Genomic DNA, 17,169 nt, shown 5'->3' with positions numbered 1-17,169 from the left:
TGCGGGAGCGGTGGCCGCGCTGGCTGTCAGCCTTGCTCGGCAGCGGCAGGCGGGGAACAAATGCGTGAAACCGCGATACGGGATGCAAGCGAACTCCACCCGGTGTCGGCATGACAATCACCGGTATTGAATGGAAAAACATGGAACAACTGACAGAATTGGAAATCGCCTTTTTTCAACTGCACATGGGTTTTGGCCCGGCGGACCGCTGTGTCGACTGGGCCGTGGAGCGTTTGCGCCTGGATGAGGAAGGCGACGACCTCGAGGTCGTGCTGCTGGCCAGCGCCCGCGGCCGCGATGAGGTGCTGCCCCTGGCCGAGGCCATCATCGAGCGCTACCGGGGTGTGCAGCGTATCAGTGACCAGTTTCTGGCGGGAAAATTCATCGTCGAATTGCGCGCCGCTTATCTGGCGGGCAGGGAAAGCGTGTCGTCGCTCGACGCCATCCTGACCCGCCTGTACCCGGCGCTTCGCTATCCCGACTGGCTGGTCATGCTGAGCCGCAATTGCGAGTATGCGACGGACGTACCCGATTTCGAGCAGCCGTTCGAGGATGAATTCCACTATATCTCCAGCCTGTGGGCGCAGGCGGAGAGCCTGGCCGCGTTCGAGGGCGAATACAGCCGCGCGACGTCGGACCGGCATGATGTCCTGGGTGGCTGATGGCCGCACCGGCCTTGCCTACATTTCTTAAGAAAAGAAGCCATGCAACTGATGAAAATTGTCCACGTATCCGATGCCGCCGGCGCAAAGAATAATGAAGATCTAGTAACGGTTTATGCGCACAATGCGGGAATCGTGGATATCCTGATTTTTGATGGCGCAAGCTCGGTGTCCGAAAAGAATTATTTCGATTCAGTAGCGGGGGATGCCGCCTGGTTCGTGTCGACTTTTGCCGCCTTGTTGAGCGAGGTGGTCGCGCCCGGCTTGAGCCAGCACGACAGCATCAAGCTGGCCTTGGCGGGTTTGCAGCGCCAGGTGCAGGCGCGTCTTGATCTGGCGCACATTCCTGCATATGCCTATCCTGTTGCCGCCGTGACGTGGGCGCGTATTGTCGAAGGTGACGCTGGCGCCGCTGTACAGATATATGCCCTCGGCGATTGCAAGGTGTTTGTCTCCAGCGCAGCCGGGGACGTGCGCGATATCGATCCCTATGAGAATGCGCAGGAGGACATACTGAAAGCGGCCATTGCGCAGTTAAAAGCGCAAGGTATCGAGGACAAGGCGGAAGTATTCGCGGCCTTGCTGCCGATGCTGCGGGACCGGCGCGCATTTCAGAACTTGCATGAAGCGCCGGGCATACTGTGCATGTATCCGCAAGGGGAATTCAAGGCCAGGCAGTACGCGTTTGACATGGACAGGCAATCGCAGCTGCTGGCAATGACGGATGGTTTTTACCGGCTGGTCGATACCTATGGCCTGTATTCCATGGAAGGGCTGGTGCGCCGTTGCCGTGAAACGGAGCTGGACGCGCTGCTGCGGGAATTGCGCCAGTTTGAACAGGATAATCTGGCGTCTGGAGCGCAATCTGTCAAAAAGTCCGACGATGCCTCCGCCGTGCGTTATGGCCCGCGCGCGCTCCGTCTTGATGTTGCATAAGCCTGTCCCCGCGTCTGCTTGACTTGCCTCAACATATAATTTGCGCCATGCATTTTGATTGGAATTGACGTGCAACACAAAACGATAGGCTTGATCGGCGGCATCGGCTGGGCTTCCACCCTGGAATATTACCGCCTGCTTAATGAAATGCTGGTGGCGCGCATCGGCCCCGCGCACAGCGCGCGCATCATGCTGGTCAGCATGGACCAGGCCGATTTCGTCGCGCACGCGGCGCAGCCCGATTCCCGCGCCATCGAGCAATTCCTCGTTGCGCAAGGGCAACGCCTGCAAGGCATGGGCGCGGATTTCTTCCTGCTGTGCGCAAACGGCGCCCACCGCTTCGCCCCGGCCGTCGTGCCACGCATCGGCTTGCCTTTTATCAGCATCGTCGAGGAAACGGCGAAGCGGGTGCGGCAGTCGGGTGTGCGCGAGGTCGGCTTGCTGGGCGTCAAACAGACCATAGCGGGCCGCTTTTATCACGATGCGCTGGAGCAGCAGGGCATCGCGACGGTGACGCCCGATGCGGCCGACCAGGAAATCCTGCACGACATCATCTATACGGAACTGGTGCAGAATATCTTTACCGACGCCAGCCGGAACATCTTCCTGGGCATCATCGGGAAACTGCGGCGGCAAGGCGCGCAGGGCGTGATTTTGGGGTGCACGGAAATACCGCTGCTGATCCAGCCCGGCGATGTCGACTTGCCGCTATTTAATACCACGGCGATTCACTGCGAGGCGGCGGTGGCGTTTGCCATTGCGGAGTAGCGATCCTGGACATGCATGGGCATTTTGAGCGGTACTGCCACGTTCAAGATCGCTACTACTATGATGATCAGGCGCTATAGTCAGCTTCTGTCAGTAGCGAATTTGAGAATTTGACGTTCATCGTCTGCGGCCACGACCTGTACATTTTCAGTCAGCAAATCTTGTCGAATCTCCTGGAATGCATAGTAAGGCTTGGTGTTGGCTGCCGGTTGCGTAACCGGGAACAGCACTTTTGGTGGTAGTGCATTGCGTTTGCGTAAGCGCCGTACTTTATCAACCCATTGACCGCCATGCGTGAGGATTTTGGTGCTATCGCCTTGGGCAAGGTACAAGGGCTTGATCACTCGCTCAGCTTTGCCTTCAACCATGTCGACAAAGGGGAAGTTTACGGCGAAATCGTCCGTGCCAACCTTTTCACGTTGATATCGTGCGCCGACTTGCGCATTGAAGAGGAGTTTGCGAACATTGTTTTCCAATAAACGCTCTTGATATTCTTTGGTTACAAAGTTGCGTTCGACATAATGATCAAATAGCTGCAGAAGTTTGGCCTTGGGATCCTCGGCCAGGACGACGCGCTGGTCGGCAAACTGCAGCATCGCTTCTCGTGGGCGAACTACTTCAGCAAACAGATTTCTTGCGAGCACTACGTCGGGCTGCGTTTTTCGTCCATCCAATGCCAGTCGACGAAGCTCAAGAGCGAAGCGATCCATCTCTTCTTTAAAAAGTTGGCGGCCATCCAGGTAGATTTGACGGTCAAGCTGATGAAAGAATTGCGTGATACGGCCATACCGCTTCAGTATGCGGAAGCCAAAGAAGCGCGCTTCGGGGGCGATCAGTGCGATACCGACGTTGGCGAACTCTCCGGTTTCCACAAACGGGCGAAATCGCAAAAGAGCATATTGGCAGGCGAACTTTTTCATGGGGTATTCCAAAAATCTTCTTGGCGGCAACGCTGCAGGCAGGTCTCGATTTCATCCCACGTCACATCTGCTGGTACGCCATCATCAACATACCACCAAGAGTTGGGTATGTTAGCACGGATGCCCGCCAATCTTGACAAAATTGCCCCTAACTTGCTTGCGTAGTGCTCGCGTTGAAAATGGTCGCTGAAAATGTCGTTCCACCTGCTCGCAAATACATGCGTTTTCAGGAAGTTGCTTGGATTGAAGTGCCGATCAAAGGCTTGGTTATGGTCGATCACGACCAATTCTGAGTTCTGCATGTCCCAAAGCAAGTTAGGATTGCCGCCACGTTCGGTCAAATGACGATCTTCGTTATGCAACCACCAATCAAAAACCAACACATCGCTTGCCAGTTGATCCGGCACAAGGTCTCGTGTGATCGCTGTCAGCTCTTGTGGATGTGGAAGTTCTCTCGAGGCAAATACTATCCCGCTACCGAGTTGGCTGATATTGGGAAATGCATTTGCCTCAATGAGTTCTTCAGCCACTTCGGCCAATGCATATTCTGCGATCGGAAGGCCAAATTCCGTCGCCAGCTGCGCCGAGACCCACTCGCAAATCTGGCTGCGTCGACCAGCTCCCTTGCCTTTGATAAAGTAAATCGCTCCGTCGTCGCCTCGGCAAATAAATGGTTCTGTTATGCCTTGCTGCGCTCGACCGAGGACCTCGTCAATGAAGATCGTCGCTGTATTCACAGATGCCAGCTTTCAGATTTGTACCTGGCGATGACTGCTTCGTTCATGGCTGCACGCTTCATCATGTAAAGAAATCGGATGCGCAGGAATTGCGAGAACCGATCTCTATTTATGATATAGGAAATGATAACGATACAAATAAAATTATCATACCTATGTGTACTCATCAAGCCGGCTGCACACCGCCCACAGTCCGGCTGCGGTTTTCCACCAGCACGGAAATGCCGAGCACGACGATGCCGCCGCAGGCCAGCATGGCGCCGACCCAGCCCGTTGAGCGCAAGCCCATGCCCATGGCGATGGCGATGCCGCCGGCCCAGGCGCCCAGCGCGTTGGCGATGTTGAAGGCGGAATGGTTGAGGGCGGCGGCCACGGTTTGCGCGTCGCCGGCCACGTCCATCAGGCGCGTCTGCACGGCGGGAGCCACGGCGATGCCAGCGCCGATGGCGAACAGGTTGATCGCCGTCAACCAGACATTGCTGCTGGTATAGGTAAAGGCGGCCAGGGCGGCCACGTTCCACAGCAGCACGCCGAAGATGGTCCACAGGCGTGAGCGGTCGGCCAGCCAGCCGCCGATCAGGTTACCCACCGTCATGCCCACGCCGATGATGGCCAGCAGGATCGAGATGACGAGGGGCGAGACTTTCGTGATTTCCAGCAAGGTTGGCGTAATAAACGTGTAGACGGCGAACATGCCGCCGAAGCCGATCGCCACCATCAGCAGGGTCAGCCACACTTGCAGGCGGCGGAACACGCCCAGTTCGCGGCGCGGGCTGGAATCGCCGGCGGCGACCATCGGCACGAAGATGCGCACCATCAGCATGGTCAGCAAACCCAGCGCGGCGACCAGCAAAAAGGCCGAGCGCCAGCCCAGGGTCTGGCCGATATAGGTGGCCAGCGGCACGCCGAAGATATTTGCGACCGTGAGGCCCATCAGCACGCGGGCAACGGCCTGGCCGCGCCGGTCCGGTTCGGCCAGCGCGGCCGCCACCAAGGCTGCCACGCCGAAATACGCGCCATGCGGGATGCCGGCGACGAAGCGGGCGACGACCAGCAAGCCGTAGTTGGGGGCGATGGCGCTGAGCAGGTTGCCGCCGGCGAACATCAGCATCAAACAGATCAGCATCAGGCGACGCGGCATGCGCGCCAGGAAGATGGTGATTAATGGCGCGCCGATGACCACGCCCAGCGCGTAGGCGCTGATCATGTGACTCATCTGGGGCAAGGTCGTGCTCAGGTCGTCGGCCACCACGGGAAGGATGCTCATGGAGGCGAATTCGCCCGTGCCGATGGCGAGGCCGCCGATGGCCAGGGCCAGGTCGGCATAGCCGGCGCCAAAAGGCGCGGTGACGCGCGGAATCAATGGGTCTACGGAGGCGTGCATGTTCTTGTTGTTTGGGTAAAGAATGACAGGGTGGAGAGGTGCGCGGTGGCCCGGCCGGAAGTGGCAATGCACCACCAGAGTCGACGGCTGGCCGGTATTTTCGGGCGATGAGAACTGCCCAAAGACAACATTGTAAAAGATTCGGGCAAGCTCTGCTGGGCGGCGGCTAAAATCTGCTGCACTGCACACAACAGCGATGGCGCTTGTTGTTAACGATAACACGGAATGGGTGCGATTCCGCCACAGGGCAGGCGAAGAAAACCTGGCTGTGGCGGAAATGGTCTTCCCGGCTTGTTACTTCGCCAAGGATTGCTGCAGCGCTTCCAGTCCCGCCACGTAGATGCCGTGGAACAAGTCGGTTACTTCCTGCTCGCTTGCGCCCACGGGCGTGAAGCGGCCCGACCAGGTGACGCGGGCGCCAGCGCCGCCCGCCAGAGGTTCGACTTGCAGGGTCGACAGGTAATCCGTGGCGGGAAACGGCGCTTGCAGAATCGAATAGCTGTAGCTGCGCGCCGTGTTGTCATACGTTTCCAGCTGCTCGACGATGACGTCGCCTGCCGGGGTGGCCAGGTGGCGGATGCGGCCCCCGTCGCTCAAGGTGCTGCTGGGAATATAGGGCAGCCAGTCGGGCAGCGAGTCGAAGCCGCCGATCAGCTGCCACACTTGCGCCGGCGTGGCGGCGATGTCGATCGAGGTGGTGGTATGGGCCATGGTTGGTTCCTTGTATCTATTAGTTGGAGCCGGTTGGCAGCGGAGCATGGGCGGCTACCAGCTGTTCGGCGCGCATGTCGTGCCAGAACGCGGCGGGGATGACGCTGTGCAATGCTTGCTGATCTTCGGCCAGGCGTTCGGGACGGCTGGCGCCGGGGATCACGGCGGCCACGGCCGGATTGGCCAATGAAAACTGCAGGGCGGCTGCCTTCACGCTGACGCCATGGCGCGCGGCAATCGCCTTGATACGTTCCACTTTGACAATGATCTCGGGCGAGGCCTTCTGGTATTCGAAGTGCGCGCCGCCGGCCAGGATGCCCGAGCTGTAGGGGCCGCCCACGATGATGTCGACGTTCTGGCTTGCCGCGGCCGGCATCAGGCGCTGCAGCGCCCGTTCATGGTCGAGCAGGGTGTAGCGCCCGGCCAGCAGGAAGGCATCGGGCTGCGCTTCGCTTAAATCGAGGGTCAGTTCCAGCGGTTCCACCTTGTTCACGCCCACGCCCCAGGCCTTGATGACGCCTTCTTCGCGCAAGCGGGTCAGCACGCGGAAGGCGCCCGTGCGGGCAATCTCGAATTGCGCCAGCCAGTTGTCGCCATGGAAGTCTTGCGCGATGTCGTGGACCCAGACGATGTCGAGGCGGTCCGTGTCCAGGCGCTTGAGGCTGTCTTCGATCGAGCGCAGGGTGGCGTCGGCCGAATAGTCGTCGACGATTTTGTTCTTGCGGCCGAATTCGAACAAGCCGCCTTTTTCGCCCAGTTCGCGGGCAGCCGGGTCTTCCAGTTCGTCGAGGATGAGGCGGCCGACCTTGGTGCTGAGCACGTAATCGTCGCGGCGGCGCTGCTTCAGGGCGGCGCCCAGGCGCAGCTCGGCCAGGCCGGCGCCGTAGAACGGGGCCGTATCGAAATAGCGGATGCCTGATTCCCAGGCGGCGTCAACGGTGGCCAGCGCTTCTGCCTCGGGAATGTTGCGGAACATATTGCCCAGCGGCGCCGTGCCGAAACCCAGTTTGCCTGTCAGTAAGTGTTTGATCGTCATGGTGTTTTTCCTTCAATCAGTGAGTCAGTGAGGACAGAATAGCTGGACAAGTTAAGCCTGTCCAAGACATAATTGGCGTAACTTGAGTCCTGAAAGGTCTGGCATGTTGGACATACGCCAATTGCAATATTTCATCGCCGTCGCCGAGGAAGAACACGTGGGACGGGCCGCCGAGCGCCTGCATATTTCCCAATCGCCGCTGAGCCGGCAAATCGCCCAGCTCGAAGAGAAGCTGGGCCTGACCTTGTTCGAGCGCAGCGCCCAGCGCATCCGCCTGACGCGCGACGGCCACACTTTCCTGGCCGAAGCGCGCGCTTTTATTACCCACGGGAACCGGCTGGAAGCGATGGCCAAGCGCCTGGGGCGCGGTGATGAAGGGGGGTTGTGCATCGGCTACATCGAAAACGCCATGCATGCGGGCGTCTTGCCGGACGGCTTGCGTACCTTGCGCGCCACGCGGCCGCAAGTGCACGTTGCCCTGTATAACCTGCATTCGGCCGAGCAGATCGAGGGCTTGCGCCAGCGCAGCCTCGACATCGCCTTGCTGTGCGAACCGCCGTTGCCGAACGACCCGGACCTCGATTGCGCGCAGGTGCTGAGCGACCCCATGCTGCTGGCAATGCCGGAAACGCATCCACTGGCAGGCAAGGCCGAGCTGACCCCGACCGACCTGGCGGGCCAGGAGTGGATTGCCGTGCTGCACAAGGAAAGCGTGCTGAAACACGATAACTTCATCGCCGCCTGCGCGCGCGCCGGCTTTACGCCCGATATCCGCATGGAAGCAACGGAGCCGCTGACGGCGCTGGGTCTGGTGGCGGCGGGCCTGGGCATGGCCATGATCCAGCACAGCCTGCGCCAGCACGCGCCGGCCGGCGTCGTCGTGCGCGAGCTGCCGTGGTTCAGCTACCGCACGCCATTGTGGCTGGCCTGGCACAAGGTGAATTTGCGCCCGCTGGTGGGGATCTTCCGTGCAACCTTGCTGGAACAAGCCAGCGGTGTGGCCATGGCGGGGCAAAAAGACGTATAAATAAGGCAATCATCTGTCGGGAGGATTGCCATGTTCGATCTGGAGGTGCCGGTGTGGGAACTGGTGGTGCGCGCCGTCATCGTCTACCTTGCCTTGCTGCTGATGGTGCGCATGACGGGCAAGCGGACGGTGGGGCAATTCACGCCGTTCGACTTGCTGGTGGTCATGTTGCTGAGCGAAGCCGTATCGAATGCCTTGTCCGGTGGCGACGATTCCGTTCCCGCCGGCCTGGTGCTGGCCTTGACCCTGATCTGCCTCAACATGCTGATTGCGTGGATCACCTCGCGCAGCCGCAAGCTCGCCGAGCTGGTCGATGGCACGCCCGTGCTGCTGGGCCGCGATGGCGTGATTTTCGATGATGTCGTCAAGAAATGCAGGGTGGCGGGCGGCGATGTCGAGCAAGCGCTGCGCGAGGCCGATTGTCCCTTGCCGGACATGAAATGCGCGTTCCTGGAAGCGGACGGCAAGATCACCATTCTGCAAAAATAGCCGCGGCGGCCAGCCACGCCTATATTTTCTTGCTGCGTTTTAAGTGCAGGGGCAGCAGCCACCACAGGCAGACGATCAGCGTGCCCATCAGGATGCTGGCGACGATGCCGGGCAGGTGGCCAAAGACTTCCGACATCACCAGATTGGTGCCCAGAATAAACGCCAGCGCGAGCGAAAAGGCGCCGCACATCATGATGCGGTCGGCCACGCGCTTGAAGCGTTCGCGGTCTTGCAGGGGGCGCATCACGCGGTGCTGGATGGCTGGCGCGCTGAGCAGTACCAGACTGGTCATGGAGAGGAAAAACGTCAGCAGGAAGACGACCTTTTCCGTCTGCACGATCTTCGCGAAGCCGCCATTGAAGGGCAGGATGATGAGAAAGGCCGTCAGCATCTGCGCGCCTGGCAAGAGGATGCGCAATTCGCTGAGCAGGTCGGACAGGTCGCCATCGTCGCTTGGCTGGTCATCGTCTTGCTGCTGTCGCGCGTGTGGCATGGGGTAGTCCTTGAGGTAGTGATGGGACCAGTCTACGCGCAGGCGCCCGCGCTGACTGTGGGCGCGCGCACCTTCAGAAGCATTGCGCGATGTGTTGGCGCAAGCGCCACAGCGGTGTCGAGACGATGGCCGTGGCGCTGTGCGAGGCGTCATGGCCGCAATGGCCGCAGCTGTGGCGGCGGTGCGGCGCCAGCGCGAAGCTGCCCAGGTCCAGGTGCGGATGGCCGCAGCGGGCGCAGTCGCTGCAGTCCAGCGGCGTGCCTGCCTGCAAGGCGGCGGCGTAGGCTTGCGCGGCGGGCGGCGTGAGGTTCAGCTGGACGATGTCGGGCGGGAACAGGCCAGGCAGGGCGCGGCAATCGATGGCCAGCGCGGCCGCGTCGCGCGCCAGAAGGCTGCCGCCGTCATTGGCCAGCGCGCGCAGTTGCAGCAAGCCATCGGGGGCTAGGCGCAAGGTGGTGGCGTGAAAGCGGCCGGGGTCGAACAGTTCCGGATACAGCACATAGCCCATGGGGCTGGCGTGCTGGCGGCAGCGCATCTGCCGCGTCGCCTGCCAGTCGGCCAGGTCGGCCTTGGCGCCCCAGTAGCACTGGTGCGTGCGGCACCAGTGGCGCGCCGCGCCGTTGCGAAATTTTCCAGCCGGCAGCAGGTCGCACAGCACGATGGCATCGCAGCCCGCGCCGGCGCGAAAGTGCCCGGTGATATGCTGCGTGGTGACGGCGAGATGGCCCGTGCTCGCTTGCAGGGGCCAGCAGATGCCGGGCAGGGTCAGCGGCGTGGGCAAGCGCGCCTCCGCGCGGCGACCGGCTTGCCAGCCGCCATGGCGTAAAAAAGCCCGCCGGCTGGGGCGGGCCGTGCTGACGGGAATGCCTGCGGCATGGCCCGGTTTATTCTTCCGTATCGGCCAGGGTGACGATGGCGCGCGCCCACTTCGAGTATTTCAGGTTCGCCAGATCGCGCACGGTCTTGATATTGAACGCCTGCTTGAGCAGTTCCGCATCCTTCTCGCTCACGCCTTGCAGCGCATTGACGGGGGCATCGGCAATTTCCTTGAACGTCTTTTTTTCGTAGGCTTTGTCTACCGCTTTATTGATGTTCATGTGTTGATACTCCTCAGTAAGTAGGAAAATTAATTCTACACGGTTTTGTAACTCGTCAATTTACGCTTGCATGTTGTGCCGAACTAAATATGATGGAGGTGGGTGAGGCTGCGGCCGAGCCTGGTTTTGTTCCGCCTGTTAAATTGTAATTATAGCATTTGAATTATGTATAGTATAATTGTTGCGTGTGTCGGCGACTATGCGCCGGCCTTACCGGATGCCGCTGTATGCGGCACCAATTGACAGCGTTCAGGAGAATACGATGAGTTTGCTAGATCAACTTGCAGGACAGGCGATGAGCGCTTTGGGCAACAAGGGTGCGGACGGCGAAGCCTCGTCGGGACTGATGGCCAGCGTGATGGACCTGGTCAACCAGCATGGCGGTTTGCCCGGCCTGCTGCAGAAATTCCAGGAAAGCGGCCTGGGCGACCAAGTGGCCAGCTGGATCGGCACCGGCGCCAATGCGCCCGTCTCCGGCGATCAGATCAAGGATGCGCTGGGCGCCGACACGATCACCGAGATCGCTGCAAAAGCGGGCGTCGCCCCGGACGCGGCCTCGGGCGGCCTGGCCGCCTTGCTGCCCCAGCTGATCGACAAGCTGACGCCGAACGGTCAAGTACCTGAAGGCAATGACCTGGTCAGCCAGGGCTTGAATATGCTCAAGGGCAAGATCTTCGGTTGAGCAGCCAATGCCACAACAAAAAACCTCGCAGCGATGCGAGGTTTTTTTATGTGCAAGGTTTTGTGTGCGAACTATGAACGTCTGAAAAACGCCCAGGGCTAGGCGCCGCCCCGAAGACAGTACGCGAGTACGGCGAGGGGCAGGCAACAACGCCATGGGCGTTTTTCAGGCGGCGGCCATCATGCCGAAGTGGGGAGGCGCGCCGGTCAGCCTTGCCGTACTCCCTTCCACCAGATACGAACAATAGCGGCGCCGCTCGGCGATGCCGCCGCGCCGTTCCATCAGCTCGCCCAGCATGGCGACGGCGTCGGTGGCCATTTTTTGCACGGGCTGGCGCAGGGTGGTGATGTCGTAGCTGAGCCAGCCCGATGCTTCCAGCGCGTCGAAGCCGGCCACGGACATTTGCAGCGGCACCTGGATGCCCATCTGGTGGCGTGCCGTGTCCAGGCAGCCGATGGCCATGATGTCGTTGCCGCAAATGACGGCGTCCGGCACGCGTCCCAGGCGGTCGATGACTTTGCGCAAGCCATGGCCGCCGCTGGCGTAATCGTAGTTGCCGCTGACGACGATGGGCGCGGGCAAGCCCAGTGTGAACAGCCGGTCCAGCACGCCGGTCTTGCGCTCCTGCGCGACGGCCGAGTCGCCGGGGCCGTCGATGACGGCGAACTGGCGGTGGCCCGCCTCGGCCAGGCGCGAGACGAGCAGGCGCGCCGCTTCGCCCTGGTCGCACAGCACCGCGTGCACGGCGTGTTCGCGCGGGCTGCGGTTGAACAGCACCAGCGGCACGTCGCGCCGGCCGAATTCGGCCATCTGCTCGTCCGACAGGCAGGCGGCCACGACGGCGCCATCGACCTGGTATTGCCACACATCGCTCAAGACCTTGCCGATGTCCGCTTCGCGCTCCAGGGTAAACAGCAATAAACGCTTGCCCTGGCGGGCGATTTGCTGGCTCAGGTCGGACAACACTTGCGGATAGTACAGATTGGCCAGGTTGGAAATGATGACGGCCACCAGATTCGAGCGGCGCGTGATCAGGCTGCGCGCGGCCGCGTTGGGAATGTAGTCGAGGCTGATGGCCGCCTGCATGACCTTGGCATGCGTGGCGGGCGAGACGCTGGCGCCCGGCTTGAAGCAGCGCGACACGGCCGATTGCGACACGCCGGCCAGCAGGGCCACGTCATACGAGGTCACGCGCCGTCCGGCACCGGGTATGGCGCGGGCAGTGGTGCCGGGTGTCCGGGCTACAGTATTCTTTTTTCGCATATTGGTCTGGCAAGCAACCTGTCTCAAAGTATTCCTGCAGGCCCGGCCGCTTGTGGCGGCCTGGGCGGGAAAAATGAGCATAGCGAAAATATTTCCATGTGGCAAGACTGTTTTCTTATCCATGTTGCAAATAATTTGATTGAATGGCAAGTGGTATGCATGCCCTTCCATGGTCATGGTCGCAGGGGCCGCTGCCATAGGGGCGGAGGCGTCCCGTCGGGTCCCGGCATCAATTTTCCAACAGGAGCTTTTGCGCGCGGCCCGTACCGAATGCAAAGCAAGCTTGGGATGTTCACCGGGCTGAACGGGTTTTTCTGGTGCAATGGCCTGCCTTCTGATAACATAACGCCCCTTTATTCAGGGAAGGGTCGACATGGCCAATGCTTGCGGCGTCGATTTCGGCACGTCAAATTCCACGGTAGGCTGGGCGCGTCCCGGGCAGAGCACCATGCTTGGCCTGGAAGATGGCAAGACGACCTTACCGTCCGTTGTCTTCTTCAATGCGGAAGACGAGGAAGTCAGTTTTGGCCGCGCGGCGCTGGCCGGGTATCTGGCCGGTTACGAGGGGCGTCTGATGCGCTCGCTGAAAAGCTTGCTGGGCACGAGCCTCATCGATGGCCAGACGGAAGTGGGTGGCCGCGCCTTGCCGTTCCGCATGTTGCTGGCGCAATTCATCGGCGAAGTGAAACGCCGTGCCGAGCAGTCCGCCGGCCGCGAATTCACGTCCGCCGTGTTCGGCCGTCCCGTCTTCTTTATCGACGATAATGCGCAGGCCGACCAGCTGGCGCAGGATACCCTGGCCGAAGTGGCCCGCTCCGTCGGTTTCAAGGACGTCGCCTTCCAGTTCGAGCCGATCGCCGCCGCCTTCGACTACGAGTCGCAAATCGACAAGGAAGAGCTGGTGCTGATCGCCGACATCGGCGGCGGTACTTCCGACTTTTCCCTCGTACGCCTGTCGCCGGAACGGGCGAAAAAGATGGAACGGCGCGACGATATCCTCGCCACGGGCGGCGTGCACATCGGCGGCACGGACTTCGATAAATACCTGAGCCTGTCCTCCGTCATGCCCTTGCTCGGCTATGGCAGCCGCCTGCACAACAATAGCGAAGTGCCGTCCAGCTATTATTTCAACCTGGCGACCTGGCACACGATCAACCTGGCCTACACGAAGAAGATCTGGGTACAGCTGGCCGACGTGTGCCGCGATGCGCGCGAGCAAGACAAAGTGAAGCGGCTGCAAACGCTGATCGACGAGCGCGCCGGCCACTGGCTGGCCATGAAAGTGGAAGAGGGCAAGATCGCCCTGTCCGACGCGGCCGAAGTGCAGCTGGAGCTGGACCGTTTGTCGCCCGCGCAAAGCCTGTTGCTCAAACGTGCGCAATTCGACGACGCCATCGGCCACCTGTGCGGCTCCGTGGAAGAAACCGTGCTGCGGCTGCTGCGCGACGCGGGCGTGGCGCCGGACGCCGTCGACACCGTGTTCTTCACGGGCGGCTCGAGCGGCGTGCGCTTGTTGCGCGAAAAGATCGCCGCCCTGGTACCGGCCGCGCGCAAGGTCGAGGGCGATTTGTTCGGCAGCATCGGTGCGGGCCTCGCGCTGGACGCCGTGCGCAAGTTCGGCTGATAAAATGTGCATGGCGGCGTTGCCGCGTCTTGCCGTACTAGTGTACTGTCTGCGACGCGGCGCCTTGCCCTGCGCATTTTATCGATACACCCACTGTTGCACCCACGAAAGAGCGCCCCATGCATGTGTTTGACAAACCGATCGTCATGATCGACTTCGAGACGACCGGCTTGTCGCCCGACATGGGCGACCGCATCACGGAAGTGGCGGCGCTGCGCATCGAGGGCGGGCGGATCACCGACCGCTATGTGACCCTGATCAATTGCAATGCGCGTATCCCCGCGTTCATTACGGGCTTGACGGGCATCACGCAGGCCATGGTGGACAAGGCGCCGCCCGTGGCCGAGGTGGTGCCGCAATTGCTGGACTTTATCGGTAGCGACGCCTTGTCGGCGCACAATGCCAGCTTCGATGAAAAATTCCTGCGCGCCGAAAGCGCCAGGCTGAACCTGACGCCCGCGCACCAGTCGCTCGTGTGTTCCTTGAAACTGTCGCGCCGCGTGTTTCCCGGCATGGCCAGCTACAAGCTGGGCTTGCTGTCGAGCCAGCTGGGTATCGCCTTCAAGAGCGCCGCCCACAGGGCCGAGTCCGATGCGGAAGTGGCGGCGCAAGTGCTGATCCATATCGGCCGCCACTTGCGCAGCAGCTACGGTATCGCCGATGTCGATGCCGACCTGCTGGTGTCGCTGAACAAGCTGGCCACCGGCAAGGTGCCGCAATTCCTGCAAAAGCATTCATCGCGCCGCTGAGCGCCTTAGCCTGTCTAAGCAGGCTCATCAAAACGATATAATTTTGTTATTTCCTTTGAGCCTGCTCAAGTCCTTCCCCCGCATCGAATTTAAAATTTAAGCAACACACGATTTCGCCGCCCTGGGCCGCCGTTTTGCGCGTGCTGCCGGCAAGCGCAATGTGGATGGGGGCGCACATGGACAAGCACCATACTGCCAGAGATAGCCACGAAGCATATATCTGGTTCCGCACGGCTGCCGAGCAGGGCAATGCGTATGCCCAGTTCAATCTGGGATTGATGTACAAGAAGGGCGAAGGCGTGGCGCAGGACGATACGCGCGCCTATGTCTGGCTGCGCCTGGCCGCGCTGCAAGGGCTGGCTTTCGCGCAGAACCATCTGGGTGCCCTGTATTACCACGGGCGCGGCGTGGCGCAGAGCGATGCAGACGCCGTGCTGTGGTTTCGCCGCGCGGCTGCCCAGGGCGATGCCTCGGCCCAGCAAAACCTGGGGCAGATGTACCGCAAGGGGCGCGGCGTGCTGCAGAGCGACGAGCTGGCCCTGGCGTGGTTCTACCGCGCTTCCGAGCAGGGCGTGGCCAGTGCGCAATCCTTGCTGGGCGAAGCGTATGCGCAAGGCCTGGGAGCGAAAAAAAACGATGCGCTGGCCCTGGCCTGGTTCCGCAAGGCGGCCTTGCAGGGCGATGCCCAGGCGCAGCTGAACCTGGGGCTCGTCTACAAACGCGGGCAAGGCGTGGCGCAAAGCGATGCCCAGGCGCTGGCCTGGTTCCGCCAGGCCGCCGCCCAGGGCCTCGCCGTGGCGCAGCGGCAACTCGGCGTGGCATATGCGGAAGGGCTGGGCGTGGCGCCCGACCAGCTGCGTGCCTACGCCTGGCTGCAGCGGGCGGCCGAGCAGGATGACGCCGACGCCCAGTTCAACCTGGGCCTGATGCTGGCGCGCGGCCAGGGCGTGGACAAGGACGAGGCGCGCGCCGTCGTCTGGTACCGGCGTGCCGCCCTGCAAGGCCATTGCATGGCGCAATACAATCTCGGCGGCATGTTTGCCGGCGGGCGCGGCGTCGCCCGCGATTTGCGCCAGGCGCTGGACTGGTATGCGAAGGCGGCGGCCCAAGGCGCGTCGAATGCGCAATTCAACCTGGGCGTGATGTATGCCAACGGCCAGGGCGTGGAGCGCGACGAGGTGTGCGCCGTGCGCTGGTACCGCACGGCTGCCGAGCAGGGCGATGCCAGCGCGCAAAATAACCTGGGCGTCATGTATGCGAATGGTCATGGCGTGCCGCAAGACGATGGCCTGGCCGTGCATTGGTATGCGCGCGCGGCGGGCCAGGGCCATGCGCTGGCGCAGTACAACCTGGGCGGCATGTATAACAGCGGGCGCGGCGTGGAGAAGGATCGCGTTTGCGGCTATATGTGGCTGGCGCTGGCGGCCGAGGGGGGCGATAGCGGGGCGGTCAGGGCCAGGGAAGCGGCTGCCACCAGGCTGGCGCCGGCGCAGCTGCAGGAGGCGCAGCAGCGCGTGCGGCAATGGCATCAGGTGCGCTCGCCGCCGTTGCCGCCGGTCGAATGACGCGCCGGCGCCGTGCGCGCAGCGATGCGCGCTGCATGCGATAATTGCCCAAGAGCATGCCGCGAAGGCGGCGCGGTTTTCAGCACAGTGAAAGGTGGAGCATGGTAAGGCAGGCAGGTGAGGATGCATCCGAGCAAAAAGTTATCGACGACATCGCCACGCATGGCTGGCATGGCGTCCACATCGGTGCCGATGAAGAGGGGCCCGGCTATGCTTTTACCATAGGCGCCGGCCACAGCTTCGGCCAGCCTGAATTGCTGATCATGGGCTTGCCGCGCGCCATGGCCCACCAGATACTCGACGTGGCGCTCGATGCCGTGCGCAGCGGCGCCATCACGGATTTCACGGCCACCACGGACGCCTTGCTCGAAGGCCATCCCTGCGCCTTCGTGCGCGTGCCCGTCGAGCAATACCGCAACTACGTCGGCTATGCGCGCTGGTATTACCAGGGCGATGATTTTACCTTGTACCAGATCGTCTGGCCGTCGCGTGATGGCCATTTTCCGTGGCAGGCGCAAGCGAGCGCGCAGTACGTGGAGAGCCAGCCCCTGTTGGGGCCGGCGCCGCTGGCCGCATGACGGCAGGCACCTCCGTCCGCATTCTGACCGGCACGGCGACCTTGTGCGTGTTCGACCCGGCCCTCCTGCGCCACAAGCTCGACGATGACTGCGACTGGTGGAGCCTCCCCAGCGCGGAACTGGCGGCCGTGAATGCGGGGCAGGCGGCGTTTTTCAACGTGGGCGGCGACGGCGCGTATGACGTGGTTTTGCACGGGGAACTTGCCGAGCCGCATGCGAGCGTGCACCTGGCCATCGTCTCGGGCCGCGTCTTCATCGGCGCCGGGGAAGACGTCACGGGCGGCGGCCTGGAACCGGACACGGCATACGGCGGCCTGTTCGTGGACGTGTCGGCGGGCAGCTACCGCGTGCAGGCACGCCGCGATGGCGCGCGCATCAGCCTGGCATTCGTGCCCGATGCGCGCAGCAGCAATGCGTTTGCCGACCTCGTGCGTATTTGATGCGCCGT

General features: G+C 61.9%; 20 protein-coding genes. 11 read left to right on the top strand and 9 right to left on the bottom strand.

Annotated elements, in window-relative coordinates; translation table 11 throughout:
- Positions 1–140: 140 nt before the first annotated feature.
- From AC1RBA_RS05075 to AC1RBA_RS05065, 3 genes are all read left to right on the top strand, one after another.
- Positions 141–662, top strand: a complete 522-nt coding sequence (locus tag AC1RBA_RS05075) for a hypothetical protein (protein WP_492416975.1) — start codon at positions 141–143, stop codon at positions 660–662.
- A 42-nt stretch (positions 663–704) separates the two neighbouring features.
- A complete protein-coding gene (locus AC1RBA_RS05070) occupies positions 705–1,598 on the top strand; it encodes a hypothetical protein (protein ID WP_492416974.1) in 894 nt (297 codons plus the stop codon).
- A 69-nt stretch (positions 1,599–1,667) separates the two neighbouring features.
- Positions 1,668–2,366: an aspartate/glutamate racemase family protein gene (locus tag AC1RBA_RS05065; RefSeq protein ID WP_492416972.1), complete on the top strand. Its 699-nt coding sequence runs from the start codon at positions 1,668–1,670 to the stop codon at positions 2,364–2,366.
- A gap of 80 nt (positions 2,367–2,446) precedes the next feature.
- On the opposite strand, the gene AC1RBA_RS05060 is transcribed toward AC1RBA_RS05065, so the two are convergent.
- The 5 genes from AC1RBA_RS05060 to AC1RBA_RS05040 all read right to left on the bottom strand — a co-directional run bounded on the left by AC1RBA_RS05060 (position 2,447) and on the right by AC1RBA_RS05040 (position 7,154).
- Complete coding sequence (locus AC1RBA_RS05060; protein WP_492416970.1) at positions 2,447–3,286, bottom strand: DUF3037 domain-containing protein; 840 nt, start codon at positions 3,284–3,286, stop codon at positions 2,447–2,449.
- Positions 3,283–4,023, bottom strand: a complete 741-nt coding sequence (locus AC1RBA_RS05055; RefSeq protein ID WP_492416968.1) for a HipA family kinase — start codon at positions 4,021–4,023, stop codon at positions 3,283–3,285. The genes AC1RBA_RS05060 and AC1RBA_RS05055 overlap by 4 nt, the downstream gene beginning before the upstream one ends.
- A gap of 166 nt (positions 4,024–4,189) precedes the next feature.
- Complete coding sequence (locus tag AC1RBA_RS05050; protein ID WP_492416966.1) at positions 4,190–5,407, bottom strand: MFS transporter; 1,218 nt, start codon at positions 5,405–5,407, stop codon at positions 4,190–4,192.
- A gap of 294 nt (positions 5,408–5,701) precedes the next feature.
- Complete coding sequence (locus AC1RBA_RS05045) at positions 5,702–6,118, bottom strand: SRPBCC family protein (protein WP_492401568.1); 417 nt, start codon at positions 6,116–6,118, stop codon at positions 5,702–5,704.
- Between the two features lie 19 nt (positions 6,119–6,137).
- Positions 6,138–7,154: an aldo/keto reductase gene (locus AC1RBA_RS05040; RefSeq protein ID WP_492416964.1), complete on the bottom strand. Its 1,017-nt coding sequence runs from the start codon at positions 7,152–7,154 to the stop codon at positions 6,138–6,140.
- Positions 7,155–7,257: 103 nt separating this feature from the next.
- On the opposite strand from AC1RBA_RS05040, the gene AC1RBA_RS05035 reads away from it, so the two are divergent.
- Together AC1RBA_RS05035 and AC1RBA_RS05030 are read left to right on the top strand one after the other, a co-directional pair.
- On the top strand, positions 7,258–8,181 hold the full coding sequence (locus tag AC1RBA_RS05035; protein WP_492416962.1) for a LysR family transcriptional regulator: 924 nt from the start codon (positions 7,258–7,260) through the stop codon (positions 8,179–8,181).
- Positions 8,182–8,211: 30 nt separating this feature from the next.
- Entirely contained in the window at positions 8,212–8,670 is a 459-nt protein-coding gene (locus tag AC1RBA_RS05030; RefSeq protein ID WP_070218644.1) for a DUF421 domain-containing protein, read from the top strand.
- 19 nt (positions 8,671–8,689) lie between these two features.
- Here the strand turns inward: AC1RBA_RS05030 and AC1RBA_RS05025 are convergent, their stop codons facing one another.
- From AC1RBA_RS05025 to AC1RBA_RS05015, 3 genes are all read right to left on the bottom strand, one after another.
- Positions 8,690–9,163 carry a DUF6328 family protein gene (locus tag AC1RBA_RS05025; protein ID WP_492416960.1) on the bottom strand — a complete coding sequence of 158 codons (474 nt, stop codon included), beginning with the start codon at positions 9,161–9,163 and terminating at the stop codon, positions 8,690–8,692.
- A gap of 73 nt (positions 9,164–9,236) precedes the next feature.
- Positions 9,237–9,944 (bottom strand): hypothetical protein, encoded by a 708-nt coding sequence (locus tag AC1RBA_RS05020; RefSeq protein ID WP_492416959.1) that lies wholly within the window; start codon positions 9,942–9,944, stop codon positions 9,237–9,239.
- Positions 9,945–10,047: 103 nt separating this feature from the next.
- On the bottom strand, positions 10,048–10,260 hold the full coding sequence (locus tag AC1RBA_RS05015; protein ID WP_492416957.1) for a hypothetical protein: 213 nt from the start codon (positions 10,258–10,260) through the stop codon (positions 10,048–10,050).
- Between the two features lie 217 nt (positions 10,261–10,477).
- Between AC1RBA_RS05015 and AC1RBA_RS05010 the strand changes: the two genes are divergently transcribed.
- Positions 10,478–10,942, top strand: a complete 465-nt coding sequence (locus AC1RBA_RS05010; protein ID WP_306798511.1) for a YidB family protein — start codon at positions 10,478–10,480, stop codon at positions 10,940–10,942.
- 165 nt (positions 10,943–11,107) lie between these two features.
- Here AC1RBA_RS05010 and AC1RBA_RS05005 read toward each other — a convergent pair whose 3' ends face one another.
- Complete coding sequence (locus AC1RBA_RS05005) at positions 11,108–12,133, bottom strand: LacI family DNA-binding transcriptional regulator (protein ID WP_492416956.1); 1,026 nt, start codon at positions 12,131–12,133, stop codon at positions 11,108–11,110.
- 445 nt (positions 12,134–12,578) lie between these two features.
- Here AC1RBA_RS05005 and AC1RBA_RS05000 point away from each other — a divergent pair, with 445 nt between their 5' ends.
- From AC1RBA_RS05000 to AC1RBA_RS04980, 5 genes are all read left to right on the top strand, one after another.
- Positions 12,579–13,829 carry an Hsp70 family protein gene (locus AC1RBA_RS05000; protein ID WP_070218648.1) on the top strand — a complete coding sequence of 417 codons (1,251 nt, stop codon included), beginning with the start codon at positions 12,579–12,581 and terminating at the stop codon, positions 13,827–13,829.
- Positions 13,830–13,948: 119 nt separating this feature from the next.
- Complete coding sequence (locus AC1RBA_RS04995; protein ID WP_492416953.1) at positions 13,949–14,578, top strand: 3'-5' exonuclease; 630 nt, start codon at positions 13,949–13,951, stop codon at positions 14,576–14,578.
- A 176-nt stretch (positions 14,579–14,754) separates the two neighbouring features.
- Complete coding sequence (locus AC1RBA_RS04990) at positions 14,755–16,143, top strand: tetratricopeptide repeat protein (protein ID WP_492416952.1); 1,389 nt, start codon at positions 14,755–14,757, stop codon at positions 16,141–16,143.
- A gap of 101 nt (positions 16,144–16,244) precedes the next feature.
- Complete coding sequence (locus AC1RBA_RS04985) at positions 16,245–16,721, top strand: DUF4262 domain-containing protein (RefSeq protein ID WP_070218649.1); 477 nt, start codon at positions 16,245–16,247, stop codon at positions 16,719–16,721.
- Positions 16,718–17,161, top strand: a complete 444-nt coding sequence (locus AC1RBA_RS04980) for a DUF6386 family protein (RefSeq protein WP_492416949.1) — start codon at positions 16,718–16,720, stop codon at positions 17,159–17,161. The genes AC1RBA_RS04985 and AC1RBA_RS04980 overlap by 4 nt, the downstream gene beginning before the upstream one ends.
- Positions 17,162–17,169 lie beyond the last annotated feature (8 nt).

Source organism: Janthinobacterium sp. GW823-FHT03B06, assembly GCF_058796955.1.
The sequence above is the reverse complement of the archived record's forward strand: the minus strand, read 5'-3'. Positions and strand labels throughout refer to the sequence as shown.